The organism is Streptomyces sp. NBC_00122, assembly GCF_045160845.1.
Taxonomy (GTDB): Bacteria; Actinomycetota; Actinomycetes; order Streptomycetales; family Streptomycetaceae; genus Streptomyces.
The window spans coordinates 5,617,123-5,639,936 of sequence record NZ_CP108191.1; the positions used below are offsets into that span (position 1 = coordinate 5,617,123).

The 22,814-nt window shown below is 71.2% G+C and carries 20 protein-coding genes; 3 read left to right on the top strand and 17 right to left on the bottom strand.

Annotation, left to right across the window (positions count from 1 at the left end; genetic code table 11):
- Positions 1 to 22 precede the first annotated feature (22 nt).
- From OG737_RS25940 to OG737_RS25955, 4 genes are all read right to left on the bottom strand, one after another.
- Positions 23 to 826 (bottom strand): hypothetical protein, encoded by an 804-nt coding sequence (locus OG737_RS25940; protein ID WP_328928604.1) that lies wholly within the window; start codon positions 824 to 826, stop codon positions 23 to 25.
- A gap of 64 nt (positions 827 to 890) precedes the next feature.
- Positions 891 to 1,397, bottom strand: a complete 507-nt coding sequence (locus tag OG737_RS25945; protein WP_328928605.1) for a SigE family RNA polymerase sigma factor — start codon at positions 1,395 to 1,397, stop codon at positions 891 to 893.
- 110 nt (positions 1,398 to 1,507) lie between these two features.
- Entirely contained in the window at positions 1,508 to 4,309 is a 2,802-nt protein-coding gene (locus OG737_RS25950) for a SpoIIE family protein phosphatase (RefSeq protein ID WP_405677653.1), read from the bottom strand.
- Positions 4,306 to 5,301, bottom strand: coding sequence for a GlxA family transcriptional regulator (locus OG737_RS25955; protein ID WP_405677651.1), 996 nt, complete (start codon positions 5,299 to 5,301; stop codon positions 4,306 to 4,308). Before OG737_RS25955 ends, OG737_RS25950 begins: the two co-directional genes overlap by 4 nt.
- A gap of 97 nt (positions 5,302 to 5,398) precedes the next feature.
- On the opposite strand from OG737_RS25955, the gene OG737_RS25960 reads away from it, so the two are divergent.
- On the top strand, positions 5,399 to 5,983 hold the full coding sequence (locus OG737_RS25960) for a cysteine hydrolase family protein (protein WP_328928607.1): 585 nt from the start codon (positions 5,399 to 5,401) through the stop codon (positions 5,981 to 5,983).
- Here OG737_RS25960 and OG737_RS25965 read toward each other — a convergent pair.
- Together OG737_RS25965 and OG737_RS25970 are read right to left on the bottom strand one after the other, a co-directional pair.
- Positions 5,962 to 6,480: a GNAT family N-acetyltransferase gene (locus OG737_RS25965; RefSeq protein ID WP_328928608.1), complete on the bottom strand. Its 519-nt coding sequence runs from the start codon at positions 6,478 to 6,480 to the stop codon at positions 5,962 to 5,964. The genes OG737_RS25960 and OG737_RS25965 overlap by 22 nt on opposite strands.
- 114 nt (positions 6,481 to 6,594) lie before the next feature.
- Positions 6,595 to 7,743, bottom strand: coding sequence for a glycerate kinase (locus OG737_RS25970; protein WP_328928609.1), 1,149 nt, complete (start codon positions 7,741 to 7,743; stop codon positions 6,595 to 6,597).
- Positions 7,744 to 8,032: 289 nt separating this feature from the next.
- Between OG737_RS25970 and OG737_RS25975 the strand changes: the two genes are divergently transcribed.
- On the top strand, positions 8,033 to 8,533 hold the full coding sequence (locus tag OG737_RS25975; protein WP_328928610.1) for an NUDIX hydrolase: 501 nt from the start codon (positions 8,033 to 8,035) through the stop codon (positions 8,531 to 8,533).
- Between the two features lie 35 nt (positions 8,534 to 8,568).
- Positions 8,569 to 8,997 carry a hypothetical protein gene (locus OG737_RS25980; protein ID WP_328928611.1) on the top strand — a complete coding sequence of 143 codons (429 nt, stop codon included), beginning with the start codon at positions 8,569 to 8,571 and terminating at the stop codon, positions 8,995 to 8,997.
- A 16-nt stretch (positions 8,998 to 9,013) separates the two neighbouring features.
- On the opposite strand, the gene OG737_RS25985 is transcribed toward OG737_RS25980, so the two are convergent.
- The 11 genes from OG737_RS25985 to OG737_RS26035 all read right to left on the bottom strand — a co-directional run bounded on the left by OG737_RS25985 (position 9,014) and on the right by OG737_RS26035 (position 22,560).
- Positions 9,014 to 9,517: a methylated-DNA--[protein]-cysteine S-methyltransferase gene (locus tag OG737_RS25985; RefSeq protein ID WP_328928612.1), complete on the bottom strand. Its 504-nt coding sequence runs from the start codon at positions 9,515 to 9,517 to the stop codon at positions 9,014 to 9,016.
- An 11-nt stretch (positions 9,518 to 9,528) separates the two neighbouring features.
- Positions 9,529 to 11,013: an AlkA N-terminal domain-containing protein gene (locus OG737_RS25990; protein ID WP_405677647.1), complete on the bottom strand. Its 1,485-nt coding sequence runs from the start codon at positions 11,011 to 11,013 to the stop codon at positions 9,529 to 9,531.
- 522 nt (positions 11,014 to 11,535) lie between these two features.
- Entirely contained in the window at positions 11,536 to 12,396 is an 861-nt protein-coding gene (gene pssA, locus OG737_RS25995) for a CDP-diacylglycerol--serine O-phosphatidyltransferase (RefSeq protein WP_328928614.1), read from the bottom strand.
- The gene (locus OG737_RS26000) at positions 12,383 to 13,039 is read right to left on the bottom strand and encodes a phosphatidylserine decarboxylase (RefSeq protein ID WP_030010161.1); all 657 of its coding nucleotides are present in this window, start codon (positions 13,037 to 13,039) and stop codon (positions 12,383 to 12,385) included. Before OG737_RS26000 ends, pssA begins: the two co-directional genes overlap by 14 nt.
- A 186-nt stretch (positions 13,040 to 13,225) precedes the next feature.
- A complete protein-coding gene (locus OG737_RS26005; RefSeq protein WP_328928615.1) occupies positions 13,226 to 14,431 on the bottom strand; it encodes an acyl-CoA dehydrogenase family protein in 1,206 nt (401 codons plus the stop codon).
- A gap of 2 nt (positions 14,432 to 14,433) precedes the next feature.
- The gene (locus OG737_RS26010) at positions 14,434 to 14,946 is read right to left on the bottom strand and encodes a MaoC family dehydratase (protein WP_328928616.1); all 513 of its coding nucleotides are present in this window, start codon (positions 14,944 to 14,946) and stop codon (positions 14,434 to 14,436) included.
- Between the two features lie 5 nt (positions 14,947 to 14,951).
- On the bottom strand, positions 14,952 to 15,926 hold the full coding sequence (locus OG737_RS26015) for a CoA ester lyase (RefSeq protein WP_215146713.1): 975 nt from the start codon (positions 15,924 to 15,926) through the stop codon (positions 14,952 to 14,954).
- On the bottom strand, positions 15,923 to 18,001 hold the full coding sequence (locus OG737_RS26020; protein WP_405922050.1) for a protein meaA: 2,079 nt from the start codon (positions 17,999 to 18,001) through the stop codon (positions 15,923 to 15,925). Before OG737_RS26020 ends, OG737_RS26015 begins: the two co-directional genes overlap by 4 nt.
- 21 nt (positions 18,002 to 18,022) lie before the next feature.
- Positions 18,023 to 19,360, bottom strand: a complete 1,338-nt coding sequence (ccrA, locus tag OG737_RS26025) for a crotonyl-CoA carboxylase/reductase (protein WP_328928618.1) — start codon at positions 19,358 to 19,360, stop codon at positions 18,023 to 18,025.
- 412 nt (positions 19,361 to 19,772) lie between these two features.
- Positions 19,773 to 20,585: a TetR family transcriptional regulator gene (locus OG737_RS26030; protein ID WP_328928619.1), complete on the bottom strand. Its 813-nt coding sequence runs from the start codon at positions 20,583 to 20,585 to the stop codon at positions 19,773 to 19,775.
- A gap of 178 nt (positions 20,586 to 20,763) precedes the next feature.
- The gene (locus tag OG737_RS26035) at positions 20,764 to 22,560 is read right to left on the bottom strand and encodes a 3-hydroxybutyryl-CoA dehydrogenase (protein ID WP_328928620.1); all 1,797 of its coding nucleotides are present in this window, start codon (positions 22,558 to 22,560) and stop codon (positions 20,764 to 20,766) included.
- Between the last annotated feature and the right edge of the window lie 254 nt (positions 22,561 to 22,814).

The following is a 22,814-nucleotide window of genomic DNA, read 5'->3' on the forward strand; positions in this document are numbered from 1 at the left end:
GGGTTTTCGGCACCGCAACGGGTCAGCCGACCGCACCGAGGATCGGCGCCCAGGTGGCACCGGTGAGTGCGGCCACCGCCTGCTGCTCGGAGAGCGGGGGAGCGGCACGGGTCGGCTTCGGTGTGTCGGGACCGCTGCCGCCGCCGGTGCTGTTCCACTGCACCATCTGAAGCTGCGCGCCGGTCGACTTCAGGGTCACCGTCACCGTCCAGCGGCGGGCGGTGTCGGCACGAGCCGGGTGTTCGGCCGCGTTCTGCTCCGACATCACCACGGCCCCGCCGGGAATCGCGGCGCTGCTCGGCAACTCGCTCAGCGCGCAGGTGTCACCTGCGGGACGCGCGGGCGTCCGCTCGCAGCTCAGCCCGTCGCCGTCCCTGAGCGGCAGCTTGAGCCGCACGGCCGAGACGCCGACCCTGGCGGCGCCGTTCCCGTCGTCGACGACCAGTCCGCCGTTGGCGACGTACCCGCCGGACGGATCCGCGGGGTTGTTGCTCTGTCCGGTCGCCTGGCTGAACCGGCCCCCGGGGAACGTCATCTCCAGGGCCTGGATCATCTGGGTGCCGGTGATCGCGGAACGGGGCATCGCCAGCGCCACCGTCTCGATGTCGGATCCCGCGGAGTGCGTCCCGGCGAGGGCGCCGGGGATCACCAGGCCGGCTGCCGCGATCACGGCGCAGGCGCCGGCCCCGGCGATGACGCCGGCCCTGCGCCGGCGCCGACGGCTCCGCCCGCGCTCGACGGCTCCGCCCAGGAGCGCGGTGAGATCGGGTTCAAGGGAGTCGGTCGTGCGGTCCAGTGCATGTGCGAGGTCTGCTTCGAACGGCATGCTGGCGTCACCTTTTCTATCGCTGATGCGGGCTTTGCGGCGGTTTGACCTGCGTATGCGGTGCTCAGTGCGGAACCAGGTCGGACAGGCTGTCGCCGAGCAGCGCACGCACCCTGCCGAGTGCACGGGTGCCCTGGGAGCGGACCGCACTCCTGCTCGTCCTGAGCATCTGGGCGGTCTCCTCGATGCTGCGGTCCTCCCAGTAGCGCAGCAGGAGCACCGCCCGGTCGCGGGGCGGAAGTTTGCCGAGGGCGTCCACCAGGGTGAGCCGCAGTGCGGCGTCCGGACCGGACGCCGCACTGTCGGGCATGTTCCCGACGGGGCGCTCCGCGGTGCTCCGCCGACGCCGCAGGCTGAGGAAGGCGCGGACCAGAACCGTCTGGGCGTAGGCCGCCGGATTGTCCGCACCGGCCACCCGGTTCCAGTGCACGTACACCCGGCTGAGGGTTTCCTGGACCAGGTCCTCGGCAAGATGCGTGTCGCCGGCCGCCAGGACGTATGCCGAGCGGTAGAGCGCCTTCGCCCTCGCGCCCACGAACTCCAGGTACTCGTCCTCCTGTGCTGATTTCACTCGGCCCCCACCTGCTCCGTTGTCCTGTGATCCCCGTGCATACCCCTCATGACTACGTGGGACGTCAGGATGTCGCGCGGGCGGCGAAACCTTTCTTCGCCGCTTCCGCGTCACCAGGCCAGGTCCTCCAGCGAGTCCAGGTCCGCCGCGTCCAGGTCCAGCAGGTCCGGCGCCGACGGCTCCGAGCCCCCGGTCAGCGGCAGCTCGGCCCAGATGACCTTGCCGCGGTCCGTGTAGCGGGTGCCCCACCGTTCGGCGTACTGGGCGACGAGGAACAGCCCGCGGCCGCCCTCGTCGGTGGTGGCCGCGTACCGCAGGTGCGGGGAGGTGCTGCTGCCGTCGGAGACCTCGCAGATGAGGCTGCGGTCGCACAGCAGCCGGACCCGGACGGGCGCGCTCCCGTACCGGATGGCATTGGTGACCAGCTCGCTGAGGATGAGCTCGGTGCTGAAAGAGATGCCGTCCAGCCCCCATGCGGAGAGCTGCGCCGAACCGGCGTTGCGCACCCGCGAGACGGCCGACGGCTCGCCGGGCACCTCCCACTCGGCGATCTTGCCGGATTCCAGCCGCCGGGTGTCGGCGATCAGCAGGGCGATGTCGTCCGCCGGCGTCGGGAACAGCATCGCGGCGAGCACGTCCGCGCAGGCCTGCTCGGGGCTGCGGCCGGTCGCGGACAGCGTCTGGGCCAGCAGGCGCAGGCCGGAGTCGAAGTCCCGCTGGCGGTCCTCCACCAGACCGTCGGTGAACAGCACGAGCCGGCTCCCCTCGGGCAGCTGCAGCTCGACGGCCTCGAAGGGCATGCCGCCGACCCCGAGCGGGAGCCCGGCGGGCAGCGCCGGGAAGTCCACGTGCCCGTCGGTCCGCACCAGGGCCGGCCCGGGGTGCCCGGCGCTGGCCATCACACACCGCCCGGAGACCGGGTCGTAGACCGCATACAGGCAGGTGGCGCCCGTGATCCCGGCCGATTCACCCATGCCGTCCGCGCCGCCCCCGTCACTGCCGCCCGCGGACTCGTTCTGGTCGATCCGGTTGATCAACTCGTCCAGGTGCCCGAGCAGCTCGTCGGGCGGCAGGTCCAGGGTGGAGAAGTTGTGCACGGCGGTCCGCAGCCGGCCCATCGTGGCCGCCGCGTGCACCCCGTGCCCGACGACGTCGCCGACGACCAGCGCCACCCGGGCGCCCGGCAGCGGGATCACGTCGAACCAGTCCCCGCTCACCCCCACCTTCGCGGGCAGGTAGCGGAAGGCGACCTCCACGGCTGTCTGCTCGGGCAGCACCCGGGGGAGCAGGCTGCGCTGCAGGGTCACGGCCGTCGCGTGCTCGCGCGTGAAGCGGCGGGCGTTGTCGATGGAGACGGCCGCGCGCGCCGCCAGCTCCATCGCGAAGGAACGATCCTCCTCGTCGAAGGCCTCCGGGGTGTCGGCGGCCCGCCAGAAGTTGGCCATGCCCAGGACCACGCCCCGCGCCTGGAGGGGTACGGAGATCAGCGAGTGGAAGCCGTAGTCGAGGGCCAGCCGGGTCCCGTCGGCGTCCTGCGCCCGCCAGCCCATGGCGGCGTGCAGATCGGCGGCGAGCACCGCCTGCCCGGCGTCCAGGGCCGCGGACATCGGCGCGGTCGGCACGACGAACCGGATGGTGTCGCCGACCGCCTGCAGCGGCGTGTCGGCGCGGACCCCGCTCATGGCCGCCCGCCGCATCTCCGTGTACATGCCGGCGGCCAGCGCGGGTTCGTCACCGTGCAGCACCGGCTCCAGCAGTTCCACGGTGACGAAGTCCGCGAAGCGGGGGACGGCGACCTCCGACAGCTCCTCGGCGGTCCGCACCACGTCCAGCGTCGTCCCGATCCGCCCGCCGGCGTCGTAGAGCAGCTGGAGCCGCTCGCGGGCCACCTCGGCCCGGCCGGAGAGCGCGGCGAGCTCGGTGGAGTCGCGCAGGGTCATGACGGTGCCGGAGGGCTGGCCTCCGTACGGCTTGGCGAGCCGCTGGTTGACCGCGAGCAGCCGGTCGCCCGCCAGGTGCACCTCGTCCGTCGCGACCCGGCCCGAAACGAGCAGCTCGGTGGTGCGCGGGTCGAGGCCGAGGTCGGAGACGTGCCGCTGCTCGGCGTCGGGCGGCAGGTCGAGCAGCCGTCTGGCCTCGTCGTTGGCGAGGACGAGGCGCCGGTCGGTCCCGATGATGAGGACTCCCTCGCGCACGGCGTGCAGCACGGCCTCGTGGTGCTCGTTCATCCGCGCCATCTCGGCGGCGCCCAGGCCGTGGGTCTGGCGCTGCAGCCGTCGGCTGACCAGGAAGGCGCCGCCCGTGCCGAGCAGCAGGGCGGCCGCCGTGGCGCCGATGAGGAGCGGGACCTGGGCCTCGACGGCGTCGGCCACGTTCGCCACTTCGATGCCCGTGCCGACCAGGCCGATGACCGCGCCGTCCGCGTCCCGTACGGGCACGACGGCCCGCACCGCGTCGCTGGGCTCGCCCAGGAACGTTTCGGTGAAGGAGTGCCCGGCGAGGGCGCGGGAGAGATCGCCCGTGGCGCGCTTGCCGATCAGCTCGGGCCGCGAGTCGGTGTACCGGACCCCGTCGAGGTTCATCACCGCGATGAAGTCGATGCCGGAGCCGCGGCGTGCGGCGTCGGCCAGCGGCTGGAGCTCGGCGGTCGGGTTCGCCGCCTTCAGCGCCGCCGGGAGGCCGGGGGCGTGGGCGAAGGCCTCGGCCGCCGCGAGCGAGCGGTTGCGCGCGTCGCGCTCGCTGTCGTACCGGGACTGGACCACCAGCGCCACCGCGCCCGCGCCGATGAGCAGCAGCACTATCACCGCCATGAGGGCGAAGACCTGACCGGCGACACTGTGCGCCCACCCGGACGGGCGCGCGAACAGGCGCGGGCCCCACCCGGTCGGCTGGCGACCATTACGTCCGGTCATGAGCCCTTTCTAACACTGTCCAGGTGGTTTGGGGGCGGCTGCGCGGCGGCGGCGGCAACCCGGTACGCGCGGGGGCTGAGGCCGACGTACGAAGTGAAGTGCTGGCGGAAGGTGACCTCGCTGGCGAAACCGGCGCGGCGGGCCACCTCCGGGACCGGATGGTCGGTGCGTTCCAGCAGCTTGCGGGCCTCGTCCAGGCGGTGGCTCAGCAGCCACCGGTGGGGAGTGGTGCCGGTGGCCGAGGCGAAGTGCCGGGCGAAGGAGCGCGGGGACATGCCCGCCCAGCGGGCCAGGGTGGCCACGTCGAGCGGTTCGTGCAGATGGCGCAGGGCGCGTTCCCGTACGGCCGCCAGGGTTTCGGCGGTCCGGTCGGCCGCCGGCGTGGGCCGGTCCAGGTACTGGGCGTGGTCCCCGGTACGGAAGGGGCCCGTCACCATCGAGCGGGCGATGGCGGCGGCGGCCTCGGCGCCGTGCGCCTCGCGGACGAGGTGCAGGCACAGGTCGATGCCGGAGGCCACCCCGGCGGAGGTCCACAGCCCGCCGTCCTCCACGTAGAGCGGGGCGTCCTCGACCAGCACCCCCGGATGGCGGGCGGCGAGCCGGGGAGCCAGCGACCAGTGGGTCACCGCCCGGCGGCCTTCCAGCAGCCCGGCCTCCGCGAGGACGAACGCCCCGGCGCACAGCGCGGCCACCGGGATGCCCCGCGCGTGCGCCTCCCGGAGGGCGGCGAGGGCCGGCTCGGGCGTCGGATCGTCCGGCGAGGCCAGCGCGGGTACGACGACCAGGTCGGCCGAGGCCAGCCAGTCGAGCCCGCGGTCGGGGGCCAGGGTCAGCCCGCCGGGCAGGGCGATCGGTCCGGGTTCCAGGGCGCACCGGCGCAGCTCGAACGCCGGCACCCCGACGCGGCTGCGGTCGGGGCCCCAGACCTCGGTGATCACGGCGAGGTCGAAGCTGCGGATGCCGGGCTGGACGAGGATCGCGACGCGGTGCACGAGGCCAGTGTGCCATCCTGCCAGGCTGGCAGGATCCCATCGATCAGGGGCGTCGGTGGCTCTGTCGGCCCCGCTCCCGGGCCACGAGCATGAAGCCATGACGAAGAACGCGATCGAGATCGCCCCCGACAGTGCCCTGCTGGTCATCGACGTGCAGCAGGGGTTCGACGACGCGTCCTTCTGGGGGCCGCGCAACAACCCGGCCGCCGAGGACAACATCGCCGCTCTGATGGACGCCTGGCAGGCCGCCGGGCGGCCGGTGGTGCAGGTGCGGCACGCCTCGCTCCGCCCCGGCTCCGTACTCGCCGCCGACCGGCCGGGCTACGCCTTCAAGGAGTTCGTGGAGCAGCGCCGGTACGAGTCCCTGCTGATCACCAAGCACGTCAACTCGGCCTTCTACGGCACCCCCGACCTGGCCGCCTGGCTCACCGCCCGGGGCATCGGCCAGCTGGTGGTGGCCGGGATCCAGACCAACATGTGCGTCGAGACCACGGCCCGGATGGCCGGGAACCTGGGCTACGACGTCCTCGTCCCGCTCGACGCCACCCACACCTTCGACCTCGCCGGCCCGGCGGGCCTGAGCCTGACCGCCGACGAACTCGCCACCGCCACCGCGGTCAACCTCCAGGGCGGTGGCTTCGCCCGCGTGGTGACCACGGCTCAGCTGCTCTCGGCCGCGTAGTACCGCAGGCGGCCGTCCTCCCGCAGCAGCCGCATCCCGACGGCCTCCATGACCCGCTGCGAGGCCGTGTTCGCCAGGTCCGTGTCGCCCTCGACGGCGGTCGCACCGTGCTCGTGGGCGTGGTCGAGCAGCGCGCGCAAGGCCTCGGTGGCGTAGCCCCGGCCCCTGGCGGAGGGGATCAGCCCGTAGCCGACGGTCACCCGGCCCCGGGCGTCGGCCGGGCCGTGGAAACCGGCGCCGCCGATCGCGGTGCCGTCGTCCCGGCGCCGTATCTCGTACGCCCCGAACGGCAGCGGGTCGCCGTGCGCGGCCAGCACGCGCAGGTACCGCTCCGCGCCCGCCCGGTCCCCGGCGTCCGGGTAGCCCGGACCCCAGTGGTCGTCCGGGCCCGGCGCGCCGTCGATCAGCCGCCGTGCCCCGTCCGCGTCCAGCGGCCGCAGCACGAGCCGCTCGGTGATCAGGCTCCGGGAGGCCGGAAGGCCCGAGGTGTCGTCCATGACCGCCATGCCTATCAGCCCGCACCGCCGCCCCGCCGGCATTTCGGGTCGCCGCCCACGGCAGAGGCCCGGTCCCCCCGCTCGGGGGGACCGGGCCTCACCGGGGCGTCCGGGTCAGAGAACGTCGGCGGCGATGTTGGCCGCGACCTGCTCCAGCAGGGGTCCCGCGTTCGGGATGGACTTGGCCGGGTCGGGCTCCAGGTCCGTGAGCGGGTACGCCTTGCGGATACCGGCCGCCTCCAGGGCCTCCTGGCTCAGCAGCAGCCGCCCGCAGACCGCCACGACCGGCTTGCCTGCCGCCCGGGCCGCCGCCGCGACACCCGCCGGAGCCTTGCCGTGCAGGGTCTGCTCGTCCAGCGAGCCCTCACCGGTGATGACCAACGTGGCCCGCTCCAGGGCCGGCGCGAAGCCCAGTACCTCCAGCATCAGCTCGATGCCGGGCCGGAACGTCGCACCGAGCAGCAGCGCCCCGTAGCCGATGCCGCCGGCGCCGCCCGCACCCGGGAGCACCGCGCACTCGGCTGCCTTCGCGCCGATCGACTTCTCCAGCACCACCGCGAAGTGGTCCAGCGCCGCGTCGAGCGCCGCCACGTCCTGCGGCGACGCGCCCTTCTGCGGGCCGTAGACGGCCGGCGCGCCCTTCGGGCCCGTCAGCGGGTTGTCCACGTCGCTCGCCAGCACGAACTCCACGTCCGCGAAGCGCGGGTCGACGCCGGACAGGTCGGCCGAGGCCAGCTCGGCCAGCGCGCCGCCGCCCGGACCGACCGGTTCGCCGTTCGCGTCCAGGAACACCGCGCCCAGCGCCGCCAGCATGCCCGCGCCGCCGTCGGTGGTGGCGCTGCCGCCCACGCCGAAGACGATCGAGCGCGCGCCCGCGTCCAGCGCGGCCTTCAGCAGCTCGCCGGAGCCGTACGTGGTGGCCGTCAGCGGCGCGAAGGTGCCCGTCGGCAGCAGCTGCAGCCCGGAGGCCTCCGCCATCTCGACCACGGCGGTGCCCCCGCGCAGCGCGAACGCCGCCGTGACCTGGTCGCCGAGGGGTCCGGTGACCCGTACCTCGCGGCGTTCGAAACCGGCCGCCACCGCGGCCGCGACCGTGCCGTCGCCGCCGTCCGCGACCGGGAGGGTCTCGATCTCCACGCCCGGTACGGCCCTGCGAAGGCCCGCCGTCACCCGCTCCGCGACCTGAACGGCCGTGAGCGAGCCCTTGAATTTGTCCGCGGCGATGAGCACGCGCGCGGCCTCAGTTACTGCTCCGTCCGTCACCTTGCTATTCCCTTGCTATCGAACAGTGCAGTCGCGCCTCCATGAGCTTATCCGGAGGATCCTCCTATGCCCATGAGTGGCCTGGGTCACACCCGGCGCGCCATGCGCCTAAATACGGATATACGCCCGCATAGTGTGGCCGCATGAGCGCGGATTCACTTGAGTTCTCCCAGGAGGCCCAGGCCTTCAGGCCGGGGAGGAAAGGGTCCTCGGCGTGGGGGCGCGGAGCGCCGGGTCCAAGGACCGGGACCGCGAGGACGGGCCCGGCACCCCTGGGTAGGGTGGCTCGGTGACCACCACGGATGACTACGCCACGTACATCGCGAGCCTGCCCCGGGTGCTGGCCGGGGCGGCCGCCCTCTACCGGGACGCCCAGGGGCGGGTCCTGCTCGTCGAGCCCAACTACCGTGAGGGCTGGGCCCTGCCCGGCGGCACCATCGAGTCGGACCTCGGCGAGTCGCCCCGTACGGCCGCCCGCCGCGAGAGCGCCGAGGAGATCGGCCTCGACGTACCGCTCGGCCGGCTGCTCGCCGTCGACTGGAGCCTCGGCGCGGGCCGCCCGCCGCTGGTCGCGTACCTCTACGACGGCGGGGTGCTGGACGACGCGCAACTCGCCTCCATCACCCTCCAGGAGGAGGAACTGCTCTCCTGGCGGCTGGTCGACCCCGCCGAACTCACCGCGTACCTCCCCGGATCGCTCGGCCCGCGCACCGAAGAGGCCTACCGGGTCCTGCTGTCGGGCGAGGGCGCGGCGGAACTGGAGAACGGCCGCCGCCCGGCGTCCAGGTAACACCGGGCTTACTGCGAGCAGGACAGAATCAGCTGATGATCACGATGTATGCCTGGCCCAGCACCGCCGACGGGCCAGACGCGCTCCCCATGGTGCACTTCACGACCGATGAGCAGGCCGGCGGCGAGGTGACCCCCGAGGGGACGCCCGTATGGCTGTTCGACACCGCGATACGCGACGGCGGCTGGGCCCAGTTCTCCGACTTCGAGGGCTGGTCCGTGCCCGCCGCGCAGTGGCAGGCCTTCTACCGCCGGGAGGACGACCTCCTCGCCGTCAGCGGCCCCGGTTCCTGCGAGGGCTGGTACCAGGGCAACCTCGGCGCCGACGCCGAGTGGGTGGCGGCGGCCACCGCCCAGCAGAGCGTGGTCCTGCTCGCCGCCCCCGTCCAGCACCCGTCGCTGTACGGCTACGCGGTGGAGGCGGGCGCGGCCTTCGCCCTGCTCGTCCCGCTGCTCGTCGTCTAGACCCGTCTAGACCCGTCTAGACCTGGAGCTGCCGGGCCCCGGCTTCGAAGTCGAGCAGCCGCACCTTGCGCTCGAGCCCGCCGCCGTAGCCCGTCATGCCGCCCGAGGCGCCGATCACCCGGTGGCAGGGCACGATGATGCCGATCGGGTTCTTGCCGTTGGCCAGGCCCACGGCGCGCGAGGCGTTCGGTTTGCCGAGCTCGGACGCGAGCTGCCCGTACGACCAGGTCTCGCCGTAGGGGATCCGTACCAGCTGGTCCCACACGCTGCGCTGGAAGTCGGTGCCCGCCAGCCGGAGCGGGAGGTCGAAGTCGGTGAGTTCCCCGGCGAAGTACGCGGTCAGCTGCCGCGCCACCTCGGGGAACGGCTCCTCGGAGGCGGCGACCCGCTCCCCGAAGGACTCCTCGGCGGGGCGGTGGCGCTGCCCGGTCATGTACAGGCCGCTGAGGACGCCGTCCGTGGCGACCAGGGTGAGCGGACCGTACGGGCTGTCGACGACGGCGTGCTGCTTGCTGCTCATGCTCGTGCTCCTCAGGCGGGCAGGTGGTTGATGGGGTGGGCGTCCGTGGCCCACAGGTACTGCACGGCGTACGCACGCCAGGGCCGCCAGCCGGCCGCCCGGGCGGTCAGCGCCGAGGGCGTGGACGGCAGCCCGAGCCCCTGCGCGGCCCGCCGGACGCCCAGGTCGGACGGCAGGAACGCGTCCGGGTCGCCCAGCGCCCGCATCGCGATGATCTCGGTGGTCCACGGGCCGAAGCCGGGCAGCGCCGACAGCTGGGCCCGCGCCGCATCCCAGTCGCTGTCGAAGCCGAGCGGCAGCGAACCGTCGGCGAGCGCCGAGACCAGGGTGGTGAAGGTGGTGCGCCGGCTGCGCGGCATGGCCAGGGACTCCGGGTCCAGCCCGGCGAGCGCCTGCGGGGAGGGGAAGAGGTGGGTCAGTCCGCCCAGCGGGTCCTCCACCGGCTCGCCGTAGGCGGTGACCAGCCGGGCCGCGTGCGTGCGTGCCGCCGCGGTGGACACCTGCTGGCCGAGGACGGCCCGTACGGCGAACTCCGCCGCGTCGACCGTACGGGGCACGCGGCGCCCGGGAGCCTTGTCCACGAGCGGGGCCAGCAGCGCGTCGGAGCGCAGCTGCTCGTCGACCGCCTCCGGGTCGGCGTCGAGGTCGAGCATCCAGCGGCAGCGGCTGATCGCGATGGTCAGGTCACGCAGGTCGGTCAGGGCGAGGCGGCAGCCGATGTGGTCGGGCTGCGGGGTCAGTGCGACGACCCCGGTGCCGTAGGGCAGGCGCAGGGTGCGGCGGTAGGCGCCGTCCCGCCACTCCTCGACGCCGGGGACGGCGGTCGCGGCGAGGTGCCCGAAGAGGTTGTCCGGGTTGAGGGGCGCGCGGAACGGCAGCCGGAGGCTGATCGTTCCGGGGATGCGGGGCGGGGCGTTCTTGTGGCGGCTGGCCTTCACCGCCCGCTCCCGCAGCTCGCTCGGGGCGAGGGCGAAGACCTCGCGGACGGTGTCGTTGAAGGTGCGGATGGAGGAGAACCCGGCGGCGAAGGCCACGTCGCCCATGGGGAGTTCGGAGGTCTCGATGAGCAGTCGGGCGGTCTGGGCGCGCTGGGCCCTTGCCAGGGCGAGCGGACCGGCGCCGAGCTCGGCGTTGAGCTGGCGCTCGACCTGCCGGGTCGAGTACCCCAGGCGGGTGGCGAGGCCCGGCACCCCCTCCCGGTCCACGACCCCGTCCCGGATCAGCCGCATCGCCCGTGCGACGGCATCGGCCCGGGCGTTCCACTCGGGCGATCCGGGGCTCGTGTCGGGGCGGCACCGCTTGCAGGCCCGGAAGCCGGCCTGCTGGCAGGCGGCGGCGCTGGGCAGGAAGGTCATGTTCTCGACCTTGGGCGGTACGGCGGGGCAGCTGGGCCGGCAGTAGATCCGGGTGGTCAGCACAGCGGTGAAGAACCAGCCGTCGAAGCGGGCGTCCTTCGACTGCACGGCCCTTACGCAGCGCTCGGTGTCGGTGTGCATGGCTCCAGGATCCGGGGCGAGATCCACGACGGCTGGCGGTTTTCCGACATCAAGGCTACGCCGGGGCGGGGGCTCGGCCGAGGCCTGGGCGCCGGGGGTCGGGCGGAGCCGGGTCCGGCGGCGGGGCGGGGGTCGTCCGGGGTAGGCATGATTTATGGCCCCACGGCGGCACGGAAATGTGCCAGGGGGTCCGGGCCAACAAATCACGTTTCACACCCCGGACAACCCCCGCCCCACCACCGGCCCCGTCCCCGCCCTCAGGCGCGTGTACCGGTGCCGCGAACGGCGGGAGGGGTCGGCGGCGGGGCGGGGAGTGTCCGGGGTGTAAAACGTGATTTGTTGGCCCTCACCGCCGAGTCCTGTGTCACCCCCGCTCGGGGGCCATAAATCATGCCTACCCCGGACACTCCCCGCCCCGCCGCCGACCCCGGCCCCCGGCAACGCCGCCGCCGACCCCGGCCCCGGGAAACGAAGAGGGCCCCGGATGCCATCGGCATCCGGGGCCCTCTTTCACAGCCGAGCTCAGCGCAGCGTCGTGGCTCGGGCCTCGCGCCGGTTGTGCCGGAAGGTGTTGGCCCTCCGGGTCGTCGCGAACAGCGGGATGGTCGCGGCCAGAGCGATCTGCAGCGCGCAGCCGGTCTGGAGCAGCAGCTGACCGCCCGGGGCGTCGAACGCCCAGGCCGCCAGCAGCCCCATCGCCCCGACGATCCAGCTGAGCATCGCCACCGCGAGGACACCCCGCGGCTTCGGGTACTCGACCCGGCTCACCATCAGCCAGGCCACGCCGACGATCGCCAGCAGGGTCGGGATGAAGGGGAGCTCCAGCAGGACGATGGACACGACCGTCAGCGCGCCGAAGGGGCTCGGCATGCCCTGGAACATGCCGTCCTTCATCGTCACGCAGCTGAATCTCGCGAGTCTGAGCACCACGGCCAGCAGGACCACGATCGCGGCCAGCGCCGACATCTTCTGGTGCGCGTCGTCGGCGACCATGCCGTAGACGAGCACGAAGTACGCGGGAGCCAGTCCGAAGCTGATCAGGTCGGACAGGTTGTCCAGCTCGGCGCCCATCGGCGAGCTGCGCAGCTTGCGGGCCACGATGCCGTCGAAGAGGTCGAAGACCGCCGCGAGAAGCATCAGTATCACCGCGGTCGCCGCGCTGTGCCGGGCCATGCCCGACTCGCCGCTGCCGGTGAGGTGCGGGATGAGGATTCCGGTGGTGGTGAAGTACACCGCCATGAATCCGCACGTCGCGTTGCCGAGGGTGAGGGTGTCCGCTATCGACAGCCGCAGCGAGAGCGGCATGTCGTCCTCGGCGGACTCCTCCTCGGCACGTTCGGGAACCCAGCCTGTGGCAGGAGTCTCAGGGTCAGTCACGGTCAATTCGGGTCACCCCCGCGGTGGTGGCCTGACCGACCTCGACCGCGACCTCGACGCCCTCGGGGAGGTAGATGTCGACGCGGGAGCCGAAGCGGATCAGACCGATTCGCTCGCCCTGCTCGACCTTGGTGCCGGCGGGCAGGTACGGGACGATGCGGCGGGCCACGGCACCGGCGATCTGCACCATCTCGATGTCACCGAGCTCGGTGTCGAAGTGCCAGACAACGCGCTCGTTGTTCTCGCTCTCCTTGTTGAACGCCGGGACGAAACCGCCGGGGATGTGCTCCACGGACGTCACCGTGCCCGCGAGGGGCGCGCGGTTGACGTGGACGTTCAGCGGGCTCATGAAGATCGCGACCCGGGTCCGCCCGTCCTTCCACGGCATGATGCTCTGCACCACACCGTCGGCGGGCGAGATGACACGGCCCTGGGCGATCTCACGCTCGGGGTCGCGGAAGAACCACAGCATGCCCGCCGCGAGCGCGGTGGCGGGCACGGCCGCCGCGGCCCAGCGCCCGGACTTGCGAGCCCGGGTGAGGCTGAGCGCCGCGGTGGCGACGGTCGGCAGAAGCCACGGCGATGCTCCGCGCGCGAGGCGTACGCCAAGGAGGCTGTCGCGAGGTGCAGAGGTTTGGCTGTGGGGCATGGATGACCTTCGTAGCGGGTGATTGCCGCGCCGCAAACAGGGGGACGGGACGGCGGCTTTACTGGAATGCTATCGGTTGCGCGCAACAACTGGGCAAGCCAGAAGCCGAGTCGATGGCCGTCGGCCAGTCACTGCTAGTGACGCTTCTGCGACGGATCAGTGGATGATCCGCCGCAAAAGGTACTTTCAGCCCTGGAGTCGGTACTCCTCGAGCAGGCGTCGCCCGATGATCATTTTCTGGATTTCGGCGGTACCTTCACCGATCAGCAGCATCGGAGCCTCCCGGTAGAGACGCTCGATCTCGTACTCCTTCGAGAATCCGTATCCACCGTGGATGCGGAAGGCGTCCTCCACCACCTCTTTGCAGTATTCGGAGGCGAGGTACTTCGCCATCCCTGCTTCGAGGTCGTTTCGTTCCCCGGAGTCCTTTTTGCGTGCTGCATTCACCATCATCGCATGGGCGGCTTCGACCTTGGTAGCCATCTCGGCCAGCTTGAACTGGATGGCCTGGTGTTCCGCGATCGCCTTGCCGAAAGTGTGACGTTGCTGGGCATAGGAGACACCCAGCTCGAAAGCACGCTGAGCGACGCCGCAGCCACGGGCCGCCACGTTGACGCGGCCGACCTCGACCCCGTCCATCATTTGGTAAAACCCTCGGCCCGTCTGCCCGCCGAGTACCCGATTGGCCGGAATGCGCAGTCCGTCCATGATCAGTTCGGTCGTGTCGACGCCCTTGTAACCCATCTTGTCGATCTTGCCCGGGATGGTCAGGCCCGGACGGACCTCACCGAAGCCCGGCTCCTTCTCGACGAGGAAGGTCGTCATCGACTTGTGGGGCGCCGTGCCCTCGGGGTGTCCTTCGTCACTTCGGACGAGAACCGCCACCAGGGTGGAGCTTCCGCCGTTCGTCAGCCACATCTTCTGGCCGTTCAGGACGTACTCGTCGCCGTCCTTCACCGCCTTGGACGTGATGGCCGACACGTCGGAGCCCAGGCCCGGCTCGGACATCGAGAACGCGCCGCGCACCTCGCCCAGCGCCATCCGCGGAAGGAAATAGTCCTTCTGCTCCTGCGTGCCGTGCTGCTTGAGCATGTACGCCACGATGAAGTGGGTGTTGATGATGCCCGAGACGGACATCCAGCCCCGCGCTATCTCCTCGACGCACAGCGCGTAGGTGAGGAGCGACTCACCCAGGCCGCCGTACTCCTCAGGAATCATCAGGCCGAAGAGGCCGAGTTCCTTGAGGCCGTCGACGATGTCCTGCGGGTACTCGTCGCGGTGCTCCAGCTCGGTGGCGACAGGGATGATCTCCTTGTCGACGAACTCCCGGACGGTCTTGAGGATCTCCCGCTGGACGTCCGTGAGCCCGGCGGTCTGGGCGAGTCGGGCCATGGCTACTTCCCCTGTTCCTTCAGCTGCGGGCGGCCGGGCTGCTCGCCGCCGCGCTCCTTGATGTACGTCTCGGTCGGGACCATCACCTTGCGCCGGAAGACGCAGACGAGGGTGCCGTCCTGCTTGTAGCCCTTGGTCTCGACGTAGACGATGCCGCGGTCGTTCTTCGACTTCGACGGGGTCTTGTCGAGGACCGTGGTCTCGCCGTAGATGGTGTCGCCGTGGAAGGTCGGCGCCACGTGCCGCAGGGACTCGATCTCCAGGTTGGCGATGGCCTTCCCGGAGACGTCCGGGACGGACATGCCCAGCAGCAGCGAGTAGATGTAGTTGCCCACGACCACGTTCCTGCCGAAGTCGGTCGTGTTCTCGGCGTAATTGCTGTCCATGTGGAGCGGGTGGTGATTCATGGTCAGCAGGCAGAAGAGGTGGTCGTCGTACTCGGTGACCGTCTTTCCGGGCCAGTGCTTGTAGACCGCACCGACCTCGAACTCTTCGTAAGTGCGTCCGAACTGCATATCGCTCAGGCCTCCGGGATCTCGAACTTGCTGGTGCGCTGCATCCCGGCCGCGCGGCCCTTGCCCGCGATGACCAGGGCCATCTTGCGGCTGGCCTCGTCGATCATCTCGTCGCCGAGCATGGCCGAGCCCTTCTTGCCGCCGGCCTCGGAGGTGCACCAGTCGTACGCGTCGAGGATCAGCTCGGAGTGGTCGTAGTCCTCCTGGGAGGGGGAGAAGACCTCGTTGGCCGCGTCGACCTGGCCCGGGTGCAGCACCCACTTGCCGTCGAAGCCCAGCGCCGCCGCCCGGCCGGCCACCTCGCGGTACGCGTCCACGTCGCGGATCTGGAGGAAGGGGCCGTCGATCGCCTGGAGGTTGTGCATGCGGGCCGCCATCAGGATCCGCATCAGGATGTAGTGGTAGGCGTCCGCGCCGTAGCCGGGCGGCTGCATGCCCACGACCAGCGACTTCATGTTGATGGAGGCCATGAAGTCGGCCGGGCCGAAGATGATGGTCTCCAGCCGGGGCGAGGCGGCGGCGATCTCGTCGACGTTCACCAGGCCCTTGGCGTTCTCGATCTGCGCCTCGATGCCGATCTTGCCGACCTCGAAGCCCATCGTCTTCTCGATCTGGGTCAGCAGGAGGTCGAGGGCCACGACCTGCTGGGCGTCCTGGACCTTCGGCAGCATGATGCAGTCGAGGTTCTGGCCGGCGCCCTCGACCACCGTGATGACATCGCGGTAGGTCCAGTGCGTGGTCCAGTCGTTGACCCGCACGACCCGGGTCTTGCCCGTCCAGTCACCGTTGTTCAGCGCGTCCACGATGGTGTGGCGGGCGCCTTCCTTGGCGAGCGGCGCGCAGGCGTCCTCCAGGTCCAGGAAGACCTGGTCGGCCGGCAGGCCCTGGGCCTTCTCCAGGAAGCGCGGGTTCGAACCCGGGACCGCGAGGCAGGAGCGACGCGGGCGAAGACGGTTCACCGGGTGGACGGGCGTGGTCATGCGGGGACCTCCGTGCTTGCAAGGTTTGCGGTGTCTTGAAGGGGGTCGAGCTTGTTGGCTTTGCGGATCTCGTCGACGATGCGGCCGATGATCTCCGTGATGCCGAAGTCCTTCGGCGTGAAGACGGCGGCGACACCGGCCGCCTTCAGTGTCACGGCATCCGCGTTCGGAATGATGCCTCCGACGATGACGGGAATGTCACCCGCCCCCGCCACGCGCAGACGTTCGAGGACATCCGGGACGAGTGCGCTGTGGGATCCGGACAGGATGGACAGTCCCACGCAGTGCACGTCCTCGGCCAGCGCCGCGGAGGATATCTCCTCGGGTGTCAGCCGGATGCCCTGGTAGACCACCTCGAAGCCGGCGTCGCGGGCCCGGACGGCGATCTGCTCGGCGCCGTTGGAGTGTCCGTCCAGGCCGGGCTTGCCGACCAGCAGGCGCAGCCGGCCGGAGCCGAGCTCGTCGGCCGTACGGGCTACCTTCTCGCGGACCTCGTGCATCGGCGTACCGGGCTCGGCCGTGACCGCGACCGGGGCCGAGGAGACCCCGGTCGGGGCGCGGAACTCGCCGAACACCTCGCGCAGCGCGCTCGACCACTCGCCGGTGGTGACACCCGCACGGGCGCACTCCAGGGTGGCTTCCATCAGGTTCTCGGTCCCAGCCGCGGCCTCCTTGAGGCGTTCCAGGGCCTGCTGGGTGGTGGGGAAGACGAAGGGATCGCCGTCCCCCTGCCGGTCCGAGGACTCCTGACGTTCGGCCCGCCAGCGGACGATGCGCTCGACGGTGAGCGCCTCCACTGCCGGGTCGACCGTCATGATGGCGCCGTCCAGGTCGGACGTGAGCGGGTTCTCCTCGGTCTGCTGGAAGCAGTTGACACCGACGATCTTGTCCTCGCCGGCCTCGATCCTCGCGCGCCGCTCGGCGTGCGAGGAGACCAGCTCGGACTTGAGGTACCCGGACTCGACGGCCGCCATGGCGCCGCCCATCTCCTGGATCCGGTCGATCTCGGCCAGGCAGTCGGCGACCAGGGAGTCGACTTTGGCCTCGATGACGTGGGATCCGGCGAAGATGTCCTCGTACTCCAGCAGGTCGCTCTCGTGCGCGAGGACCTGCTGGATGCGCAGCGACCACTGCTGGTCCCAGGGCCGGGGCAGACCCAGCGCCTCGTTCCAGGCGGGCAGCTGCACCGCGCGGGCGCGGGCGTCCTTGGAGAGGGTCACGGCCAGCATCTCCAGCACGATGCGCTGGACGTTGTTCTCCGGCTGCGCCTCGGTCAGGCCCAGGGAGTTGACCTGGACGCCGTACCGGAAGCGCCGCTGCTTGTCGTTCTCGATGCCGTAGCGCTCACGGGTGACCTTGTCCCAGATGCGGCCGAAGGCGCGCATCTTGCACATCTCCTCGATGAAGCGGACGCCCGCGTTCACGAAGAAGGAGATCCGGGCGACCACCTCGCCGAAGCGCTCCTCGGGCACCTGGCCCGAGTCGCGCACCGAGTCGAGGACGGCGATCGCGGTGGACATCGCGTACGAGATCTCCTGGACCGGAGTGGCTCCGGCCTCCTGCAGGTGGTAGCTGCAGATGTTGATCGGGTTCCACTTCGGGATGTGGTTGACCGTGTACGCGATCATGTCCGTCGTCAGGCGGAGGGACGGCCCCGGCGGGAAGACGTGCGTCCCGCGGGAGAGGTACTCCTTGACGATGTCGTTCTGGGTGGTGCCCTGGAGCTGGGAGATGTCCGCTCCCTGCTCCTCGGCGGCCACCTGGTAGAGCGCCAGCAGCCACATGGCGGTGGCGTTGATCGTCATCGAGGTGTTCATCTGCTCCAGGGGGATGTCCTGGAACAGCCGCCGCATGTCGCCCAGATGGGAGACCGGGACCCCGACCCGGCCGACCTCGCCGCGGGCGAGGATGTGGTCGGGGTCGTAGCCGGTCTGCGTCGGAAGGTCGAACGCGACCGACAGGCCGGTCTGGCCCTTGGCGAGGTTGCGGCGGTACAGCTCGTTGGACGCCTCGGCCGTGGAGTGGCCGGCATACGTCCGCATGAGCCACGGACGGTCCTTCTGGCGCTCTGTCATCTCAGGCTGTCCCTTTGGCCCTTAGATGTTGCGGAAGCGGTTGATGGCGTCGAGGTGCGTGGCGCGCAGCTCGTGGTCCCGGACGCCCAGGCCCTCCTCGGGGGCCAGCGCGAGGACGCCGACCTTGCCCTGGTGGAGGTTGCGGTGGACGTCGTAGGCGGCCTGGCCGGTGTCCTCCAGGGAGTAGACCTTCGACAGGGTGGGGTGGATCTTGCCCTTGGCCACCAGGCGGTTGGCCTCCCACGCCTCGCGGTAGTTCGCGAAGTGCGAGCCGACGATCCTCTTGAGGGACATCCACAGGTAGCGGTTGTCGTACTCGTGGTTGTAGCCCGAGGTCGAGGCGCAGGTGACGATCGTGCCGCCCTTGCGGGTGACGTAGACCGAGGCGCCGAAGGTCTCGCGGCCCGGGTGCTCGAAGACGATGTCCACGTCCTCGCCGCCGGTCAGCTCGCGGATGCGCTTGCCGAAGCGCTTCCACTCCTTCGGGTCCTGGGTGTGCTCGTCCTTCCAGAACTTGTAGCCCTCGGCGTTGCGGTCGATGACCGCCTCGGCGCCCATGGCCCGGCAGATGTCGGCCTTCTCCGGAGAGGAGACGACGCAGATCGGGTTGGCGCCGCCGGCCAGCGCGAACTGGGTGGCGTACGAGCCGAGTCCGCCGCTGGCGCCCCAGATCAGGACGTTGTCGCCCTGCTTCATGCCGGCGCCGTTGCGGGAGACCAGCTGGCGGTAGGCGGTGGAGTTGACCAGGCCGGGGGAGGCGGCCTCCTCCCAGCTCAGGTGGCCGGGCTTCGGCATCAGCTGGTTGGACTTGACGAGTGCGATCTCCGCCAGGCCGCCGAAGTTGGTCTCGAAGCCCCAGATGCGCTGCTCGGGGTCGAGCATCGTGTCGTTGTGGCCGTCGGAGGACTCCAGCTCGACCGAGAGGCAGTGCGCGACGACCTCGTCGCCCGGCTTCCAGGCGTTGACGCCGGGGCCGGTGCGCAGCACGACGCCCGCGAGGTCGGAGCCGATGATGTGGTACGGGAGGTCGTGTCGCTTGGTGAGCTCCGACAGGCGCCCGTAGCGCTCCAGGAAGCTGAAGGTGGACACCGGCTCGAAGATCGAGGTCCACACGGAGTTGTAGTTGACCGAGGAGGCCATGACGGCCACCAGGGCTTCGCCCGGGCCGAGCTCCGGCACCGGGACCTGGTCCAGGTGCAGGGACTTGCGCGGGTCCTTCTCGCGGGTGGTGAGCCCGGCGAACATCTCCGTCTCGTCCTTGTGCACGGTGATCGCGCGGTACGAGTCGGGGAGCGGCAGGGCAGCGAAGTCGTCGGCCGTAGCGGCCTGCGACTGGATCGCGTCCAGGATGTCCTTCACGGTAGAGCCTCCGGCTTAGCGCTGATGAGGGTGCGCTGGGGGATACGCGTTGCGTGCGTAGAGCGTGTGGGTGGTGCTGCGAGGTGCCGTCGGTCCGGCTGGTGCGGTGGTGCTGGCGACGCCTGTGGTGGGGCGTGCGGTGCCTGGTGACGCAGGCATCCGGGGCGCGTTCCGTGCCGAGTGGGCGTGGGCCGCGGGGACATCCGGACAAGATTTAACGTATGGCACGCGGTGTCACTCAGCAAGGCACCGCGTGCCAAAACTTTCTCTCATTTGCCTATTGACCTGCGAGTTTGAGCGATGATCGATCAGAGTTACCGGCGAGTAGGGGCAAGCTGGACAAACGGAAGCGGCCGCTCCCTGAAGGGGAGCGGCCGCTGTGACGCTTGTCGCTATGTGTTGCCGAGTGCCGCTACTTGGTGCGCAGTGCCTCTTCGATGGTCCGCATGACCTCGTCCAGCGGGGCGTCCGTCCGGGCCACGGCCACGAGCACCTCGCCCTGCGTACGGACCTCCGCCGGCGGGGCCGGCGTCGTGCTCAGGGTGCGGCCCGCGCCGATCCCCGTGCCGAACGTCTTGCGCACGATCGCGAAGGCGTGGTCCAGCTGCGCCTCCACGTCCCCCTGACCGCCCGCCCGCAGCCAGCGCCGCAGCACGTGGTTGTGGGCGGTCACCACCGCGGAGGCGGCCACCTCGGCCAGCAGCGGGTCGTCGTTGCCGTCGTGGTGGTCCTGCTCGTCGAAGTGGGCCAGCAGGTAGCGGGTGAACAGCCGCTCGTACCGGGCCACCGAGGCGATCTCCCGCTCCCGCAGCGCCGGCACCTCGCGCGTCAGCCGGTAGCGCTCCACCGACACCGCGGGCGAGGCGGCGTACATCTTCATGACTTCCTTGATCCCGCGGCAGACCGTGTCGAGCGGGTGCTCGTGTGCCGGGGCCGCGTCCAGAACGGCCTCGGCACGCGTCAGGGTGTCGTCGTGGTCCGGGAAGATCGCCTCTTCCTTGGACCGGAAGTGCCGGAAGAAGGTCCGGCGCGCCACCCCTGCGGTCGCGGCGATCTCGTCGACCGTCGTCGCCTCGTACCCCTTGGTCGCGAACAGCTCCATCGCGGCCGCGGCGAGCTCGCGCCGCATCTTGAGCCGCTGAGCGGCCGCCTTGGTACCGGCCGTGCTCTCTTGGGCGTCGGGGGCCGTGGCGGTGCGGGGTGAGGTCTTGGCGGGCTGGGACATAGAGCGAACGTACTTCATTTGCGCGGAGGAGCGCGCCCGAGGGGGGTGGGACAGGGGTGGATGCGGGGGAGGGCAGGCACTGGGCACACAGTGCTCGCCGGGAGGGTTTGCCCGCCGTGAGGGTCCGGCGGGCCCGAGGAGCCCTCCCCACGCATCCGGCTCGTGGCCCGGCCGGGGGTTACCGGCGGGCGTACTCACGGAATCCGCGGCCGGTCTTCCGGCCCAGGCAGCCCGCCGCCACCAGGTGCTCCAGCAGCGCGGAAGGGGCCAGGCCCGGGTCGCGGAACTCCTTGTGGAGGACCTTCTCGATCGCCAGCGAAACGTCGAGGCCGACCACGTCCAGGAGCTCGAAGGGCCCCATCGGGTAGCCGCCGCCCAGCTTCATCGCCGCGTCGATCTCGTCGATGCCGGCGTAGTGCTGCTCGACCATCTTGATCGCGTTGTTGAGGTACGGGAACAGCAGCGCGTTCACGATGAAGCCCGCCCGGTCCCCGCAGTCCACCGGGTGCTTGCGGACCTTGACGCAGACCTCGCGGACCGTGGCGTGCACGTCGTCGGAGGTCAGGACCGTGCGGACGACCTCGACCAGCTTCATCGCCGGGGCCGGGTTGAAGAAGTGCATGCCGATCACGTCCTGCGGGCGCGAGGTCACGCGGGCCACCGCGATCACCGGCAGGGAGGAGGTGGTCGTCGCCAGCACGGCACCCGGCTTGCAGACCTTGTCCAGGGTGGCGAACAGCTCCTGCTTGACCGCCAGGTCCTCGGCCACCGCCTCCACGGCCAGGTCCACCTCGGCGAAGGCGTCCAGCGAACCGGCCGCCGTGATCCGGTCGAGCGTCTGCGCCGCGGCCTCGTCCGTCAGCCGGCCCTTGGCCACCGCGCGGCCCAGGGACTTGCCGATCGCGGCCTTCGCCGCCTCGGCCTTCTCCTGGCTGCGGGCGGCCAGGACGACGTCGTAGCCGGCCTGGGCGAAGACCTGCGCGATGCCGCTCGCCATGGTGCCCGAGCCGGCCACGCCGACCGAGGAGACCGGACGGCCCGAACCGAGCAGGGACCCGTCCGGCGGGGACTGGAGGTCGCGGACGATCACCGAGCTGCCCGGAGTCTCGTACGTGTAGAAGCCGCGCCCCGACTTCTGCCCGGTCAGGCCGGCCTCGGCGAGCTGGCCCAGGATCGGGGCCGGCGCGTGCAGGCGGTCGCCCGAGGAGGCGTACATGGCCTCCAGGACGGTGCGGGCGGTGTCCACACCGATCAGGTCGAGCAGCGCGAGCGGGCCCATGGGCAGGCCGCAGCCCAGCCGCATCGCCGCGTCGATGTCCTCGCGGGAGGCGTACTTCGCCTCGTACATGGCGGCGGCCTGGTTCAGGTAGCCGAACAGCAGGCCGTCGGCGACGAAACCGGGGCGGTCGCCGACCGGGACGGGCTCCTTGCCGAGCTCGCGGGCCAGCTCGGTGACCGCCTCGACGGCCGGCGGGGCGGTCAGGACGCAGGAGACGATCTCGACGAGCTTCATCGCCGGAGCCGGGTTGAAGAAGTGCAGGCCCAGCACGCGCTCGGGGCGCAGGGACTCGGCGGCCATGCGGGTCACCGACAGGGCGTTGGTGCCGGTGGCCAGGATCGTGTCGGGCCGCACGATCGCGTCGAGCTCGCGGAACACCTGCTGCTTGAGCTCGTACGACTCCGGCACGACCTCGATGACGAGATCCGCGTCGGCGGCGGCGCCCAGGTCGGAGTAGGTGCGGAAGCGGGCGAGCACGTCCGCCCGCTCCTGCTCGGTGAGGCGCTCCCTGCTGACGGAGCGCGCCGTGGCCGCCGCGAGGGCGGCCGAGGCCCGGCGGGCGGCGTTCTCGCTGATGTCGATGCCGATGACCTCGCGGCCGGCCCGGGCGAGGACCTCGGCGATGCCGGTGCCCATGGTGCCGAGGCCGACGACGGCGATGGTCTGGAGGGTGGGGTGACTGGACGGACGGTCCATCGAGGGACTCCAGTGGAAGAGGGTGACGACTGAGGGAGCGCGCGGCGCACGGCGCGCGCGGATGCCGTACGGAAGAACCGTGCGGAAGAGCCCAGGGGAAGGTGCCCGAAGGGCGGGAGCGGCGGACCCTGTCCCGGGGTCACGCCGTGGGTGGTGCAAAGAGTCGTACAGAACCGACTGGCACGAGGCGGCTGCGTCACCAGGCCGTCCCCGTACGTGTTGATGTGACAGTAACCCGTCGGTAACTGGTCCGC